The 15,257-nt window shown below is 46.7% G+C and carries 16 protein-coding genes; 8 read left to right on the forward strand and 8 right to left on the reverse strand.

Annotation, left to right across the window (positions count from 1 at the left end):
- Positions 1 to 202: 202 nt before the first annotated feature.
- The 8 genes from QFZ51_RS05870 to QFZ51_RS05905 all read left to right on the forward strand — a co-directional run bounded on the left by QFZ51_RS05870 (position 203) and on the right by QFZ51_RS05905 (position 8,101).
- Positions 203 to 1,225 (forward strand): rod shape-determining protein, encoded by a 1,023-nt coding sequence (locus tag QFZ51_RS05870; protein WP_079469708.1) that lies wholly within the window; start codon positions 203 to 205, stop codon positions 1,223 to 1,225.
- Between the two features lie 92 nt (positions 1,226 to 1,317).
- Positions 1,318 to 2,205, forward strand: coding sequence for a rod shape-determining protein MreC (mreC, locus tag QFZ51_RS05875; protein WP_429044109.1), 888 nt, complete (start codon positions 1,318 to 1,320; stop codon positions 2,203 to 2,205).
- Positions 2,202 to 2,711: a rod shape-determining protein MreD gene (gene mreD / locus QFZ51_RS05880; RefSeq protein WP_370911148.1), complete on the forward strand. Its 510-nt coding sequence runs from the start codon at positions 2,202 to 2,204 to the stop codon at positions 2,709 to 2,711. Before mreC ends, mreD begins: the two co-directional genes overlap by 4 nt.
- 53 nt (positions 2,712 to 2,764) lie before the next feature.
- Positions 2,765 to 4,702: a penicillin-binding protein 2 gene (gene mrdA, locus QFZ51_RS05885; RefSeq protein WP_429044111.1), complete on the forward strand. Its 1,938-nt coding sequence runs from the start codon at positions 2,765 to 2,767 to the stop codon at positions 4,700 to 4,702.
- A 30-nt stretch (positions 4,703 to 4,732) separates the two neighbouring features.
- Positions 4,733 to 6,019, forward strand: a complete 1,287-nt coding sequence (gene rodA / locus QFZ51_RS05890; RefSeq protein ID WP_429044113.1) for a rod shape-determining protein RodA — start codon at positions 4,733 to 4,735, stop codon at positions 6,017 to 6,019.
- A gap of 12 nt (positions 6,020 to 6,031) precedes the next feature.
- Positions 6,032 to 6,778: an MBL fold metallo-hydrolase gene (locus QFZ51_RS05895; RefSeq protein ID WP_370911146.1), complete on the forward strand. Its 747-nt coding sequence runs from the start codon at positions 6,032 to 6,034 to the stop codon at positions 6,776 to 6,778.
- Positions 6,779 to 6,853: 75 nt separating this feature from the next.
- The gene (locus QFZ51_RS05900) at positions 6,854 to 7,714 is read left to right on the forward strand and encodes a helix-turn-helix domain-containing protein (protein ID WP_429044116.1); all 861 of its coding nucleotides are present in this window, start codon (positions 6,854 to 6,856) and stop codon (positions 7,712 to 7,714) included.
- Positions 7,715 to 7,753: 39 nt separating this feature from the next.
- Positions 7,754 to 8,101, forward strand: coding sequence for a nuclear transport factor 2 family protein (locus tag QFZ51_RS05905; protein WP_429044119.1), 348 nt, complete (start codon positions 7,754 to 7,756; stop codon positions 8,099 to 8,101).
- Between the two features lie 41 nt (positions 8,102 to 8,142).
- Here QFZ51_RS05905 and QFZ51_RS05910 read toward each other — a convergent pair whose 3' ends face one another.
- From QFZ51_RS05910 to QFZ51_RS05945, 8 genes are all read right to left on the reverse strand, one after another.
- Entirely contained in the window at positions 8,143 to 8,631 is a 489-nt protein-coding gene (locus tag QFZ51_RS05910) for a hypothetical protein (protein WP_429044120.1), read from the reverse strand.
- Positions 8,628 to 9,356 carry a hypothetical protein gene (locus QFZ51_RS05915; RefSeq protein ID WP_429044123.1) on the reverse strand — a complete coding sequence of 243 codons (729 nt, stop codon included), beginning with the start codon at positions 9,354 to 9,356 and terminating at the stop codon, positions 8,628 to 8,630. The genes QFZ51_RS05910 and QFZ51_RS05915 overlap by 4 nt, the downstream gene beginning before the upstream one ends.
- A 108-nt stretch (positions 9,357 to 9,464) precedes the next feature.
- The gene (locus QFZ51_RS05920; protein ID WP_370911141.1) at positions 9,465 to 10,016 is read right to left on the reverse strand and encodes an RNA polymerase sigma factor; all 552 of its coding nucleotides are present in this window, start codon (positions 10,014 to 10,016) and stop codon (positions 9,465 to 9,467) included.
- A 314-nt stretch (positions 10,017 to 10,330) separates the two neighbouring features.
- Complete coding sequence (locus tag QFZ51_RS05925; RefSeq protein ID WP_429044125.1) at positions 10,331 to 11,296, reverse strand: transketolase family protein; 966 nt, start codon at positions 11,294 to 11,296, stop codon at positions 10,331 to 10,333.
- 52 nt (positions 11,297 to 11,348) lie between these two features.
- The gene (galE, locus tag QFZ51_RS05930) at positions 11,349 to 12,377 is read right to left on the reverse strand and encodes a UDP-glucose 4-epimerase GalE (protein ID WP_370911139.1); all 1,029 of its coding nucleotides are present in this window, start codon (positions 12,375 to 12,377) and stop codon (positions 11,349 to 11,351) included.
- A gap of 30 nt (positions 12,378 to 12,407) precedes the next feature.
- Positions 12,408 to 13,280, reverse strand: coding sequence for a glucose-1-phosphate thymidylyltransferase RfbA (gene rfbA, locus QFZ51_RS05935; RefSeq protein ID WP_429044128.1), 873 nt, complete (start codon positions 13,278 to 13,280; stop codon positions 12,408 to 12,410).
- A gap of 158 nt (positions 13,281 to 13,438) precedes the next feature.
- The gene (locus QFZ51_RS05940) at positions 13,439 to 14,443 is read right to left on the reverse strand and encodes an inorganic phosphate transporter (RefSeq protein ID WP_370911137.1); all 1,005 of its coding nucleotides are present in this window, start codon (positions 14,441 to 14,443) and stop codon (positions 13,439 to 13,441) included.
- Positions 14,444 to 14,485: 42 nt separating this feature from the next.
- Complete coding sequence (locus QFZ51_RS05945; RefSeq protein ID WP_079469694.1) at positions 14,486 to 15,136, reverse strand: DUF47 domain-containing protein; 651 nt, start codon at positions 15,134 to 15,136, stop codon at positions 14,486 to 14,488.
- Positions 15,137 to 15,257: the final 121 nt, after the last annotated feature.

Consider the following 15,257-nt stretch of genomic DNA (forward strand, 5'->3'; position numbering starts at 1 on the left):
CAATTTTAGGCAGTAGGAACAATTAAAACGGGGTTATCCCGTTCATCTGGTCGGAGCATAAAGAGAGCAGTTACTATGCCGTTTGTACAACAAATAACTTTTTTTAATATTTAGCTGTATTATTGCAAGAATATCCATTTTTTGCATCGTATATTCGTTGGAATTATTCATTTTTGCATTCTAATTTTTGACCGTATCAACAATGGGATTTTTTAATTTTTTAACGCAGGAAATCGCGATTGATCTTGGTACAGCGAACACGCTGATAATTCATAATGACCAGGTGGTAGTGGACGAGCCTTCCATTGTAGCGATAGAACGGGCTAGTGGCAAAATTGTGGCAGTTGGAAAAAAGGCCATGATGATGCACGAAAAAACACACGAATATCTTCGTACTATACGTCCCCTGAAAGATGGCGTGATAGCGGATTTTAATGCCGCTGAAGGAATGCTCAGGGAACTCATAAAAATGGTTTACCCCAAAAAGCCCTTGTTTGCACCAAGCTGGCGGATGGTGATCTGTATTCCTTCCAGCATTACGGAAGTGGAAAAGAGAGCTGTACGTGACTCTGCTGAACAGGCCGGCGCAAAGGAAGTATACTTGTTGCACGAGCCAATGGCAGCTGCCCTGGGTATCGGCATTGATGTAGAAGAGCCTGTAGGTAATATGATCATTGACATAGGCGGTGGTACTACCGGTATTTCGGTAATAGCACTGGCGGGTATTGTTTGCGACCAGAGTATCCGTATCGCCGGTGACGAGTTCACGGCTGATATCATGGAAGCCCTGCGCCGCTATCATAGCCTCCTGATCGGTGAAAGAACTGCTGAACAGATTAAGATCCACATCGGATCAGCCCTGAAAGAACTGGATAACCCACCAGATGATATTCCTGTTAACGGACGGGATCTGGTAACCGGCATCCCCAAGCAAATCATGGTATCTTACCAGGAAATTGCGGAAGCCCTTGATAAATCTATCTTTAAAATCGAAGAAGCCATCCTGAAAGCGCTGGAAACAACGCCTCCTGAGCTGGCCTCAGATATCTACCGCAGGGGTTTATACCTGACCGGTGGCGGTGCATTGCTGCGCGGACTGGATAAACGTCTTACCCAAAAAATCAAATTGCCGGTGCATGTAGCAGACGATCCGTTACGCGCAGTGGTAAGAGGTACAGGTATTGCCTTAAAGCATGTAGGTAAGTATCCGTTCCTGATGCAATAAAACTATTTGTGATCCGGATATTTTGTTATTCATCCCATTGGGAGGGAATTACAGGGTATCCGGATAACCAAATCCTAAAATAGTGCGCGCTTGTGCGAAATCTAATCATTTTCTTTAGGCGATATTTTAACTTCTTCTTATTTCTGCTGCTGGAAGTGATTTGTATGGTATTGGTATTCCAGCATAACAACTTTCAGCGAGCCGCCTACCTCAGTTCCGCAAATGATATCAGCGGTAAATTATATGACAAGTATAATAATGTACAGTATTACTTTCACCTGAAGTCGACCAACGACAGCCTGGTGAATGAAAACATGCGCCTGCACAACCTGCTCCGTACCAGCTACGACAGCATGATAACCACCAACGGGATCAAAACTGACACCATCCGGCAATACAGCGATGATACCGCCCACCGCGTTGTTGGCACGCAGATCCGCCGGTACGAGTACTTCTCCGCCAAAGTGATCAACAACTCCATTAACAAACCCGTCAACTATATTACTATTCACCGCGGCAGCCTGCAGGGGATCCGTCCTAATATGGGCGTTATCAGCAGCAGCGGCGTGGTGGGTGTGGTGAGAAGTGTGAGCGACAACTACTCCGTGGTATTGTCGATGCTCTCTAAATCCAATTCTGTATCCATCAGCGCCCGCCTGGGCCAGGGAAAAGAAATGGGTTCCGTGCACTGGGATGGTGAAGACGCCGGTTATGCCCTGCTGAAAGACGTCCCGAAAAGCGCCAAAATTCATAAAGGTGATACCGTGGTGACCAGCGGCTTCTCTGCCCTGTTCCCTGAAAATATTCCGATCGGCTATGTAGAAAGCATTGCCGTAGGAGACAAAGCCAGCACCTCGTTTACTATCCGGTTGAAATTGGCTACCAATTTCTTCAACCTGCAATATGTATACGTGATAGAAAACCTGTTGAAAGAAGAACAACAAAGATTGGAAGATTCAACGTATAAGTTGATTAAATGAGTATACTGTTAAGAAATATAATCCGCTTCGTGCTCCTGCTGCTGATTCAGGTGTTTGTGCTCAATGAAATATTGTTGCACCAGCTGGTGAGCCCCTATCTTTATATGCTGTTTATCCTGGCGCTGCCTTTTAATCTGCCACGCCCCGGGCTGATGCTCCTGGGATTGCTGATGGGGCTTTCCCTGGATATGTTTATGAATACGCCGGGTATGCATGCTGCCGCCTGTGTGTTCATTGCTTATCTGCGTCCGTTTATTATCAATATCCTGTCACCACAGGGAGGTTTTGAAACTACCCAGAAAACGCCTTCGATGACCAGTATGGGTGTGTCCCAGTTTCTCATCTATGCCGCTATCCTGGTATTCCTGCACCATGCACTTTTCTTTACGTTGGAAGTGTTTGGTATGGGCAACCCATTATACCTGGTGATGAAGATCGTCTCTTCAACATTGGCCAGTCTTTTCCTGATTGTGCTGTATGAATTGCTGTTCTTCTCGAAGAAATAGTTTCTGCTTTTTAACGTAGGTTTGTAACTTAAAATAATTCCGTCCTTAATAGCATGTCAGTATTCAATCAGCCCAGGAAGAGAGTAATACAGATGATTATACTTGGGATGGTAATACTGATTATCACCAGGTTATTCTTTCTGCAGGTAGTGGAAAAGAAGTACGCCAAGCTGGCGGATGCCAATGCCGTGCTTCGTAAAGTCATTTATCCAAGCCGGGGTATCATCTACGACCGGCAGAACCGCAGCATCCTCGGCAACGACGTATTATACGACCTCGTAGTAACCCCTGCCAGCGTAAAAAGCATCGATACAGGCTATCTCTGTAATATTTTAAAAATAGATAAGGAAGAATTCAGGAAACGGATCGTTACCGCCATTATCAAAAATGGCCGGGTAAGACAATCAGTTTTCGCTCCCCTGCTGGCGCCGGAAGTATTCGGGCAGCTACAGGAAAGCATGTATCTCTTCCAGCCGGGATTTGAACTGGTACCCAGGCAAATCCGCTCCTACCCTTATTCGGCCGCAGCTAATATACTCGGGTATATAGCGGAAATATCCCCGGCCATGTTAAAGGATACTGGTACTTACGCCTCTTATAGCTCCGGCGACTATCTTGGATTCACGGGGCTGGAAAAGACCTATGAAACCGTATTGATGGGGCAACGAGGCATACAATACCTGGTTAAAGATAACCTGAACAGACCGCAGGGAGCTTATGAAAACGGGGAGTTTGACAGTGCGGCAGTAGCCGGCAGGAACCTGCGGCTTTCCCTGGACATTGAATTACAGGTACTCGGTGAGAAATTAATGAAAGGCAAATCGGGCAGTATTGTGGCCATCGATCCGCAAACAGGCGGTATCCTGGCCATGGTAAGCGGTCCGAGCTTCGATCCTAACCTGCTCACAGGTTCGTATCGAAGCGCCAATTTCAGCAAACTTTATACAGATACCACCAAGCCACTGTTTAACCGTGCTATCCAGGCTACCTATCCGCCGGGCTCCACGTTTAAACCCATGATCGCACTGGTAGGACTCGATGAAGGCGTAATTACCCCCAGCTTCGGATACCCCTGTGGCGGCGCTTACTACGGCTGTTCAAGACCTATCAAATGCGAACACCACGATGCTGGTCACGCGGCTAACCTCCGCCTGGCACTATCGCATTCCTGTAACTCCTATTTTTCGCATGTATACCGTTTGAGTGTGGATGCAGGCAAATTCGGGGGTATCAAGGTAGGCGGCATGCAGAAGTGGGCCGACTATATGAACAACTTTGGCTTCGGGCATAAGATAGGGGTGGATATTCCCAGTGAAGGACGCGGACTGGTACCGGATAAAAAATATTACGATGCCCGGTACAAAGGCAGCTGGAACTCGTGTACATCCGTATTCCTGGGAATCGGTCAGGGTGAATTGCTGCTAACGCCGCTGCAAATGGCCAATGCCATGTGTATTGTGGCTAACCGCGGCTCCTACTATATCCCGCATTTTGTAGCCAGCATTGATAACGATAACACCCATCTCCTGGATAAATACAAACAAAAGCACGATGTAGCGCATATCTCTGATACGGCCTACAGCGCGGTTATTCATGGTATGACAGACGTGGTGGAAAGTGGTACCGGGCGTATTGCGCAGATTGAAGGTATTACCGTTGGCGGTAAAACCGGTACAGCAGAAAACTATGGTATTGTAAACGGTGTAAGAACAAAACTGAAGAACCACGCGGTGTTTGTGGCTTTTGCCCCTGCTGAAAAAGCACGTATAGCCATTGCCGTAATAGTGGAAAACTCCGGTTTTGGTGCCAAGTATGCAGCGCCTATTGCCAGTTTGATGATGGAGAAATACCTGAAAGACAGTATCTCCACCAAACGTCAGCCGCTGTTGAAATCAGTAATGGAAACAGTAACAATAGATCAGGCCATGCTGGCTAAATCGCATTTGGATTCATTGAATCAGAATGCTGTTATTAAGAAGAACAAGCCTTAACCAATCATCGAATAAACCGATTAATCAATAATGAACCGCTCGCAAGCCAAACTGACACAAGGGATTGACTGGCCAATAGTTGGCCTGTACCTGGCATTGGTGATCATAGGCATCATGTCTATTTTTGCTGCGGAATACCGGGGTGATGATAACGTGTGGCAGGATATCCTTCATCCAAGTAAAAACTATTCGAGACAACTGATCTGGTTTGGCGTATCCATTGTACTGGCTGCGGTGATATGGCTTACAGACAGTAAATTTTTTACGGCCACGGCCAACCTGATGTACGCAGGCGGGCTGTTGCTGCTATTGCTGGTGCTTGGGATCGGTAAAGATGTGAAGGGATCGCATTCCTGGCTGGTGATTGGTGGATTCCAGTTTCAGCCGGCGGAGCTGACCAAGCTTTGTACCAACCTGGCGCTCGCCAAATACCTGTCGTCGCAGGAAACTGATTTTACGAAACTACGATCAAGACTGATTGCCGCTGCATTGGCCCTGATACCTGCCGGTATCATCATTTTGCAGGACGAAACAGGATTGGCCCTGGTATATTTTTCCTTTTTCCTGGTGATGTTTCGCGAAGGATTGCCCGGCGTACTGCTGGTAATCGCCTTTTCGGGAATTGTACTGGTGTTGTCGGCGCTGTTGGTGGACCGAACGATACTCTTTATTATTTTTACGGTCATCACCGCGCTGGTCATCTACTTTATGCGGCGCGAAATAAAACGAAAGCGATCGAAACTCGCGCTGATCCTGGGCGTATACGCCTTCTGCGGACTCTTTGTGATGTTCATCATTCCCTTTGTATTTACCAAAGTACTGAAGGACTACCAGGTACGCCGTATCGAAGTAATGCTGGGTAAGGAAAACGATCCGAAGGCGACCTATAATACCCGGCAGAGTATGATTGCCATTGGCTCCGGTGGCTTCTGGGGGAAAGGATACCTGAAAGGCACCCAAACCCGTTACGATTTTGTGCCTGAACAAAGCACCGACTTTATCTTCTGTACTGTGGGAGAAGATTTCGGCTTCTTCGGAAGCGTGATTTTCCTGGGGATATATGTAGCCCTTCTTTTCCGGATCATTTTTGTGGCGGAGCGACAGCGATCGACCTTTACGCGAGTCTATGCCTATGGGGTAGCCAGCATCATTTTTTTCCACCTGGCTATTAATATCGCGATGACGATCGGTCTTGCGCCGGTGATAGGGATTCCCCTGCCCCTGGTGAGCTATGGCGGTTCTTCCCTGATGACCTTTACCATGCTGATATTTATACTGCTGCGGCTGGATGCCGACCGGCAGATGGTGTTAAGATAGTATCTTTGCAAAATGGCACGTATTATTCCATTATCAGAAGGGTCATTTACCGTAGACGGGACCAAGAAATTTTTTCCTTTTAAGCTGGGGACAGACAGCATGCAGGATCGCCCGCATGGTTCGTTGCTGGTTGAAATACAGCCGTTCCTTGTAATCACGGACCGCGATTATATTTTATTTGATACCGGGCTGGGATTTCGTAACCCCGATGGCGTACTGCAAATCCATCAGCACCTGATAGACAATGGCATCAACCCAATGGAAATCACCAAAGTATTGATGAGCCATTTACATAAAGATCATTCCGGCGGCGTTTCTTCAGAAGATCCTATCACGGGAGAACGCACACTCAATTTCCCCGGGGCTACGTATTATGTAAACAACGAGGAAATGCTTTACGCCGTGGAGCATTCCGGCAAATCTTATCTCTCCGAAGATATTATGTTATTACAACAGCGGGATAACGTGGTGTTTACAACCGGTAATGGGACTATCGACGGGTATATTCATTACGAAGTGACCGGTGGTCACTGTCCTTATCACCAGGTATTTCTGGTAGATGATGGAGCAGATAAAATATTTTTCGGGGGAGATGTGGCGCCACAGATATCCCAGATGAGAAGCCGGTTTGCAGCCAAATATGATTACGATGGCAAGCGCAGTATGGAGCTCCGCCAGGAGTTCCTGGAGCGCGGCAAACAGGAAGGCTGGACATTCCTTTTTTATCATGATACAAAAGAACCTTTTGCTAAGTTTTAAGCGGAGGTTGTCTTACTCAGGATTACACTGATTTTGCTGATTACCGGAATTTTTTGGATTTTATGAGATGTCAAGATGTATACGCCGTTTGACAGCTTGTCACTTACAGGACAGCATACCAATAAAACATGGGAGCAACAAGGCCGGAACTGGGCATCGTATAGCGTTTACCGCGATCAGGCCACGCATGAGTTGTATATTCCGCAAACGGTGCTTAACCTGGTAGTACAGGGAGAGAAAAGAATGTACGACGGCAGGCAGGTACATTACCTGCGCAGCGGGGATGCGATGGTGATTCCGGCCGGAAGCCTGCTTTGCTCAGAGATATTGCAGCCACAGCGGCAATACGGAAGTATTAACCTCGTGATCCCGGATGAAATGATCCTGGGCCTGCTCAAAAGGCCGGGAAATAAAGCTCATACAGTTGGCCGGGCATTAACTACACTGCCGGTAAACAGCCATTGGCACGACTTCTCACAATCGCTGTTGCGCCACTTTGCAGACGATACCCTTACCACACCTGATTATTACAACATACTTTCACGCGCGCTTCACCTTATTTCCGGTGAGGAGGCAATAAGTGCCATGCTTGCCAAAGCGGCCATGTACCCGCTTCCGGAGGTGATGGAGAAGCTCAGTACCGGGATTGCGGAGGTGCGGCTGCTGGAAGACGTGGCCGCTATGGGGCATATGAGTACGGCCACATTGAAACGCCGTTTCCGGGATATCTATCATAGTTCCCCCATGCATTGGGTGCTGGAGAAGCGGCTGCAGATGGCGGGTTTCCTGCTGCGCACCACAGAACAGCCGATCGCGGAAATAGCTTACAGTACGGGTTTTGAAGATGTGACCCATTTTTACCGGCAGTTTCGCCGCTGTTTTAAAGCAACGCCATTGCAATGGCGTAAAATGGAAACTGATCTTTTCAGCAAATAGTTGTGCCGGCGGATGGCTTACATTGTGAAAAAAAAGACAATGGAAAGTTTGACCAAAATTGGTGAAGCCTGGCTACAGGCCTGGAATTCCCACAACCTCAACGAGATCATGTCGCATTACGATGCGGATGTTATTTTCTATTCCCCGTTAATTAAAAGAATCAACAATGATCCTACCGGTTGTATCCGGGGGAAAGAGAACCTGAAGGCTTACTTTACCCGTGGGCTGGAAGCCTATCCTGATCTGCATTTTGAGTTATACCATATCCTGGAAGGGGTGAATTCTATTGTGCTTTATTATAAAAGCATCAATGATAAATTAAGTACGGAGATGATGGTGATTAATGAAAAGGGGCTGGTGAGTGAAGTAAGGGCACATTATAAATAATAGAGTAAGGGGGAATTGCGGGGTAGTTCCCCGTAATTCTTTTATGGTCGTCTTCTTGGGCCTCCGCCCATCCTGTTCATGCGTTGGGTATTGAGGTGGTTTACCATGATGGTCCGGAATTCTCTTTCGCTTTTAAACACCATGCCTGCTTTTCTACCGGGGAGTACACGCTGGAATTCTGTACTGTAGCGTGATTTGATGTCCAGCATCCGTTTTTCGTATTTCAGTTCCTTATCCATATTTTTCCGGGCGGCATCATCGGCGTTGTCGGTGGCTAATTTTTCCTGGTCTCTTTTCTGGTGGCGTTCTGCGATCAGTTGTTCCACTTCGTGGGTATAATTATTATAAACCGGCCAGAACTTCTGGGCTTCTTCCGGGGTGAGGTTTAATTTCTGGGCCAGGTATTGGACCTGTATGGCTTTTATTTTTTCGGCGGCACTTTCCGACGGGTTTTGCTGGGCCTTACTCACGCCGGCATGGGTGAGGAGCACAAACATTGTAATCCATATAAAGTAAAGATGTTTCATCATTTATTTTCAGGTAACACTTCCTTTGATAAATCGGTCTTTTGCAGGTAATTTTCGATGGCTTCCAGTGGAACTGCTTCTTTCAGCTGACTTTGCACCGGGGTTATTTCCGCGGAACTGGCGAAGAAAGCTTCATTATCAAAGGGATCAGTGTGGGTTTGCAGGTAATTAACGATATCCTGGTCATTCAGGTCTTCCAGTTGTCTTTCTATAGCATTATGATGGTTGTTGTTGTTGATCACGAACAGCAGGGCACTGCTACCGATGAAAGCGGTAAGACAGGCGGCTACGGTCCATTTCAACCAGGTGGCGGTCCGGTTCCGGTGGGCTGCCCGCAGTGGAATAACGGGGCTGGAACTGGCCCGCAGGGACTCAAAATAACCGGTGGGTACTGTAAATGGCGTCTGTTTGGGTATTGCCGCGAGGAAGGGCGAAATGGCTTCCAGTTCCGTGTGTACGGAGGTGAGGGAGCTGGTTCCTTCTTCCGTTTGGATCCGTTGCAGGATGGCCTGTGGTAATCCTTCGAAGTAGCCGGCAGGAATAGTTGGCGGCTGGTTTGGAACAGCGGCTGTTCCGGAACGCAGATCTTCCAGTTGAATTTGCAGCAGGATAGCGGCGGGCAGGTGTTCAAAATAGCCTGCTGGTACCGTAAATGGTACTTCTGCCGGCCAGCTGGTGCCTGGCGCTATTTGCATTAATTCATTTGTTATGTAGGTCTGCCTGTTCATATTTGCTGTTTTTTAGACAGTAAACGGTATTAATAGTTTAATGTGATTTTAATCTTTTGGTAAAATTCTTTAAAAATTACTTAAAATAAATATTTGTAAAATTTATGGTCAGCCATTGCGGATAAACTCTTCGATCTTCTTAACAGCATGGTGATAAGAGGCTTTCAGGGCGCCTTCCGAGGTTTCCAGCACTTTGCTCATTTCCTCGTAGGGCATTTCATCATAGTAGCGCAGGTTAAATACGATCCTTTGTTTATCGGGTAAACTGAGGATAGCGCGCTGCAGTTTCCACTCCAGTTTATTGGGATCAAACTGCGGATCTGCCCTGAGTTTGTTGCTTAGGCCGTTTTCCACATCAGACAATGAAACCGACGTTTTCCGTTTTTGCTGCTCCAGGAAAGTGAGGCTTTCGTTGGTGGCTATTTTATACAGCCAGGTATACAACTGGGCATCTTCCCGGAAGTTTTCCAGGTTTTTCCACACCTTAATAAAAACATTTTGCAGCACATCATTGGCATCGTCGTGATCCATTACCATCCTGCGGATATGCCAGTAGAGCCTTTCCTGGTACTTTTGGATAATAAGGGTAAACCCTTTTTCCTTTGTATCAGGTATACGGTATAATGCCAAGAGTGATTTATCGTCCTGTGAAACGGCCATAGGTTAAATGGTTCTTAACAGGTTTTATTTCATTGAATATAAATAAAAACCTGTTCATAAGACGCGGAGATTGGAGCGAAGTTTAATGCGCGAATTTTGTCTTGGCTCAGGATTACGCTGATTATACTGATTAGCTGGATTTTTACTTTTGGATTTTTTTGGATTTTTAGATTTAATAACGACTAAGGGAGATAGAAGCGGATATATTCGCTTCTATCTCCCTTAATTATATCTTATGAAAATCAAAAAAATCCAAAAGTAAAAATCCAGCTAATCAGTATAATCAGCGTAATCCTGAGAAAGACAAAATCCGCTTACGCCTGTTTCTTGCGCTGGATGGCTTTTTCTGCTGCTGCAACGATGTGATCTGCATCGAGGCCATATTTTTTCAGCAGGTCCAGTGGTTTACCGCTTTCGCCGAAGGTATCGTTGGTACCCACGTATTCGATGGGAACGGGTGTATGGCGGGCGGCTACCTGTGCGATACTGTCGCCCAGGCCACCGAGTACGTTGTGTTCTTCAGCAGTAACGGCGCAACCGGTTTTTTTCAGGGAAGCGATTACTGCTGCTTCGTCCAGTGGTTTAATGGTGTGTATGTTGATGATTTCCACGCTGTAGCCTTTTTCTTCCAGAACTTTACCGGCTTCTATGGCAATCCAAACCAGGTGACCGCAGGCGAATAAGGTGATATCTGTTCCTTCGTGGAGGATCTGTGCTTTACCCACTTCAAATTTCTGGTCTTCCGCGGTAAAATTGGGCCATTTCGGGCGACCGAAACGGAGGTATACCGGTCCTTCGTAGTCGGCGATGGCGATGGTAGCGGCTTTGGTTTGATTGAAATCGCAAGGTACGATGACAGTCATTCCGGGCAGCATTTTCATCATGCCGATATCTTCCAGGATCTGGTGGGTGGCGCCATCTTCACCCAGGGTAAGTCCTGCGTGGGAAGCGCATATTTTTACGTTCTTGTTGGAATAGGCAACAGACTGACGGATCTGGTCGTATACCCTTCCGGTAGAGAAGTTAGCGAAAGTAGTGGTGTATGGTATTTTACCGCCGATGGTTAAGCCTGCAGCGATGCCAATCATGTTGGCTTCTGCGATACCTACCTGTACAAAGCGATCGGGGAATTCTTTAATAAAAGCGTTCAGTTTCATAGAACCGAGCAAATCTGCTGTCAGTGCAACTACATTGGGGTTTTTACGACCTACTTCGAGTATGCCCTCACCAAACCCGCCACGGGTTTCTTTTTCATTTAGTGGTTGAATATCTTTTACCATTGTGGTCTTTTTAAAAATGAAGCGTAAATATAAACATTAAAAAATGAGGATCCTAGTTACTCAGTACTTTATTACGCAGGCTTACTTCCCATTGCCAGGCGGTGCGCATACTGTCTTCGATACCAATTTTTGGCTCCCAGTTCAGCTTTTCCTTCGCCTTACTGTTATTGGCGTAAATAGAGATCACATCTCCTTCCCTGCGTGGGCCGGTGGTGTAGTTTAATTTGATGCCGGAAATTTTTTCAAATGCTTTGATAGCTTCCAGCACGGTTACGCCGTTGCCGGTACCGAGGTTAAACACTTCACAGTTGCTGGTATTGTGGTGTTCTATAAGGTATTGGAGCGCTTTCGTGTGAGCGGCGGCGATATCCATTACGTGGATATAGTCGCGTACGCAGGAGCCGTCGCGGGTATCGTAATCGGTGCCGAATACCGTCATTTTTGGAATTTTACCGATGGCGGTTTGGGTGATTACGGGAACCAGGTTGTCTGGTTTTCCCAGCGGCAGTTCGCCGATAAGTGCAGATGGGTGTGCGCCTACCGGGTTAAAATAGCGGAGCAGGATGGAGTTGGTTTCATTTACCCGGCTATAGTCTTCGATGATTTGTTCACCCATTTGTTTGGTACGGGCGTATGGAGACTGAGCTTCGCCGAGCGGTGTTTCTTCCACTACCGGGAGGGCTTTGGTATTGCCGTAAACCGAGCAGGAAGAGGAGAATACGAGGTTGGGTACATTGTATTCTTTCACGCATTTCAACACATTGACCAGCGAGGTGATATTGTTCTGAAAGTACATCAGGGGCTCGTTTACAGATTCTCCCACTGCTTTCAGGGCAGCAAAATGGATGACGCCAACGATATCCCGGTTTTCATGAAATACCGCATTGGTGTCTTCCAGGTTACAAAGATCTACTTTGTAGTTGCGTACCTTTTTTCCGGTAATTTTTTCGATACCATCTAATAATTGGGTGCTGCTCCTGATATTACTGTCTACAGATACTACATCAAATCCATTATTGATCAGATCTACAATAGTATGCGCGCCTATATAGCCACAACCACCCGTAACAAGAACCTTCATGATATTTCAGATTTACGTTTATTTGATATTTCAGAAAACTTTTTGATTGAGCACCGTTTCGAGGTAAGCTCCGTAGCCGCTTTTCAGTAAAGGCTTTGCCAGATCCTTTAGTTGGCCGGCGTCAATAAATCCTTTACGGTAGGCGATTTCTTCGATACAGGCTACTTTAATTCCTTGTCTTTGTTCTATTACCTGTACAAATTGGGATGCCTGCATCAGCGAGTCAAATGTGCCGGTATCCAGCCATGCTGTTCCGCGTGGTAAGATAGAAACTTTTAATTTTCCCCGCTGCAAATATTCTTTATTTACATCTGTAATTTCATATTCGCCGCGTGGACTGGGTTGCAGGTTTTTAGCGATTTCCACTACTTCATTATCGTAGAAGTAGAGTCCGGGTACAGCGAAGTGGGATTTCGGTTGTGTGGGTTTTTCCTCGATGGACAGTACTTTCATGTCCTGACCAAATTCCACTACTCCATACCTTTCCGGGTCGGATACCTGGTAGGCATATACGATACCGCCGTCGGGGTTGGTGTTATGAGCCAGTTGTGTACCGAGTCCTGCCCCGTAAAAGATATTATCACCCAATACCAGTGCTACTGTGTCCTGGCCGATAAATTCCTCGCCGATTACAAAAGCCTGGGCCAGCCCATTGGGGTTGGGTTGTTCCGCATAAGTTAAATTCAGTCCCAATTGTTGACCATTACCGAAGAGCCGTTGAAAAGCCGGCAGATCGTGTGGGGTGGAAATGATCAGGATATCCTTAATGCCCGCCAGCATCAGGGTAGACAGCGGGTAATAGATCATTGGTTTATCGTAGACCGGCATGATCTGTTTGCTGATAGCATACGTAATGGGGTGCAGCCGGGTGCCGGAGCCGCCGGCCAGGATTATTCCTTTCATTTGCAAGATCAATTTTTGATGGTCACTAACTTAACTCTTCCGATCAGAAGAAAACCGCACAAAAATAGCGGCTCTCTTTCAATTGGCGTCTTTTTTTTATAAAAAAAGCTCTCCGGAGGTTACGGAGAGCTTTTAAAAGTATCTGTTGGTTCACTTTTTTAAATGAACAGGTTTACGATGAAATAGGTGACTGCGGCCAGTAATCCACTGATGGGGATGGTTAAAACCCAGGCCCACAGCAGTGATACGGTAACCCCCCAACGAACGGCAGATAACCTTTTGGTAGCCCCTACGCCCATGATAGCACCCGTAATAACGTGGGTGGTACTGGCAGGAATACCCAGGTGTTCCGTGAGGAAGAGGGTAATGGCGCCGGAGGTTTCAGCAGCCACGCCTTCCAGCGGGGTTACTTTGGTGATACGGGTTCCCATTGTTTTCACAATTTTCCAGCCACCGCTCATGGTGCCGAGTGCGATACAGGTAAAGCACGCCAGTGGCACCCAGTCCGGCATTTCCTTGAGGCTGCCGATATAGCCGGCAGATACCATTGCAGCAGAGATGATCCCCATTACTTTCTGGGCATCGTTACTACCGTGACCGAGACTTAATGCCGCGGAGGAGGCCAGCTGCAGGCGTTTGAACCAGCTTTCTGCCCGGTATGGATTTGCCTTACGGCAGATATTTACAATGATGAGTGTTATTATAAAGGCCACCACCATGCCTATGAGGGGCGCCAGTACAATGAAATATACTGTGGGCAAAACTTTGTGGAAATTGATTACGTCAATATTGCCACCGGAGGCGGTTACAGCTGCACCAATGAAACCACCTATCAGGGTATGCGAGGAGCTGGAGGGAATTCCCAGCCACCAGGTGAAGAGGTTCCAGGTAATAGCTGCCACCAGGCCGCAAAGGATTACTTTCAGCGTGATAAACTGCTCAAATACCGAGTTGGCTACGGAATTGGCTACTTTAAACTCACCGATGTAGTATTTGGCAACAAAAAAGGCCACAAAGTTGAATACTGCGGCCCAGAGAACTGCCTGGAAGGGCGTAAGCACTTTGGTCGACACAATAGTGGCGATAGAGTTGGCGGCATCATGGAAACCATTGATATAGTCGAAAATGAATGCCAGTATGATAATAATTACTAGTAAAGTCATGACATCAGGAGAATTATGCGTTCAGAACTGTATTCCCCTTTATCAGGAGTACTTGATAATAATGGTTTCTATTACGTTGGCGCAGTCCTCGCACTTATCGGTAGCGATTTCCAGGGCCTGGTAGATTTCACGCATTTTAATCAGTTCTGCGGCGTTCTGCTCTGTATCAAAAAGGTCGGCGATAGCCATATCGTAGATATCATCAGCATGGTTTTCCAGGCTGTTGATCTTTACGCAGGCATCGGTAATGATGCGCATATTCTGCATATTGCGCAGTTCGGGGATTGCTTTGGCAAGTTCCAGTACACCCAGGTGGATCAGTTCCGCCAGTTTGCGGATGCTGTCGTTGATGTAGTGTACTTTATAGAGATCCATTCTTTTGGCAGAACCGTGGATGTAATCTGCCACATCGTCCAGTGTTGCCGCCAGGTAGTGAATGTCTTCACGGTCAAACGGGGTGATAAAGTTTTGTCCGAGCTCTACAAATATGCGGTGTGTGTAATCGTCGTTTTTGTGTTCCAGGCGTTCTATCAGGTGTACCTTATCCTTTCTCACAGCCAGATCTGTGGTGGCTACCAGCTCATTGAGCACAGTCGCCATTTCTACCAGATTGGAAGCTACATCTTCAAACAAAGAATAAAATACCCGGTCTTTCGGCATGAATAGTTTAACAAAAGAATTGAAGCCTCCCATACGTTTGAGTTTATAAAATTTGCCGCAAAAATAGCTTTCAGAATCTATCCCAGCCAGTAAAAAACGTGAATTAATAATTCCTTAACACTGGATTAATATAAAAGTAATATAGCGATTTTTC

Source organism: Chitinophaga sp. W3I9 (assembly GCF_050434025.1).
Classification (GTDB): Bacteria; Bacteroidota; Bacteroidia; order Chitinophagales; family Chitinophagaceae; genus Chitinophaga.

Excerpts from the sequence above, each read along its gene's own strand:
- QFZ51_RS05910 (WP_429044120.1), bottom strand. The coding sequence starts at position 8,631 with ATGATGAAACATCTTTACTTTATATGGATTACAATGTTTGTGCTCCTC.
- mreD (WP_370911148.1), top strand. The coding sequence starts at position 2,202 with ATGAGTATACTGTTAAGAAATATAATCCGCTTCGTGCTCCTGCTGCTG.
- QFZ51_RS05870 (WP_079469708.1), top strand. The coding sequence starts at position 203 with ATGGGATTTTTTAATTTTTTAACGCAGGAAATCGCGATTGATCTTGGT.
- mrdA (WP_429044111.1), top strand. The coding sequence starts at position 2,765 with ATGTCAGTATTCAATCAGCCCAGGAAGAGAGTAATACAGATGATTATA.
- QFZ51_RS05940 (WP_370911137.1), bottom strand. The coding sequence starts at position 14,443 with ATGACTTTACTAGTAATTATTATCATACTGGCATTCATTTTCGACTAT.
- QFZ51_RS05915 (WP_429044123.1), bottom strand. The coding sequence starts at position 9,356 with ATGAACAGGCAGACCTACATAACAAATGAATTAATGCAAATAGCGCCA.
- rfbA (WP_429044128.1), bottom strand. The coding sequence starts at position 13,280 with ATGAAAGGAATAATCCTGGCCGGCGGCTCCGGCACCCGGCTGCACCCC.
- QFZ51_RS05900 (WP_429044116.1), top strand. The coding sequence starts at position 6,854 with ATGTATACGCCGTTTGACAGCTTGTCACTTACAGGACAGCATACCAAT.
- QFZ51_RS05945 (WP_079469694.1), bottom strand. The coding sequence starts at position 15,136 with ATGGGAGGCTTCAATTCTTTTGTTAAACTATTCATGCCGAAAGACCGG.
- rodA (WP_429044113.1), top strand. The coding sequence starts at position 4,733 with ATGAACCGCTCGCAAGCCAAACTGACACAAGGGATTGACTGGCCAATA.
- QFZ51_RS05925 (WP_429044125.1), bottom strand. The coding sequence starts at position 11,296 with ATGGTAAAAGATATTCAACCACTAAATGAAAAAGAAACCCGTGGCGGG.
- QFZ51_RS05895 (WP_370911146.1), top strand. The coding sequence starts at position 6,032 with ATGGCACGTATTATTCCATTATCAGAAGGGTCATTTACCGTAGACGGG.
- QFZ51_RS05905 (WP_429044119.1), top strand. The coding sequence starts at position 7,754 with ATGGAAAGTTTGACCAAAATTGGTGAAGCCTGGCTACAGGCCTGGAAT.
- galE (WP_370911139.1), bottom strand. The coding sequence starts at position 12,377 with ATGAAGGTTCTTGTTACGGGTGGTTGTGGCTATATAGGCGCGCATACT.
- QFZ51_RS05920 (WP_370911141.1), bottom strand. The coding sequence starts at position 10,016 with ATGGCCGTTTCACAGGACGATAAATCACTCTTGGCATTATACCGTATA.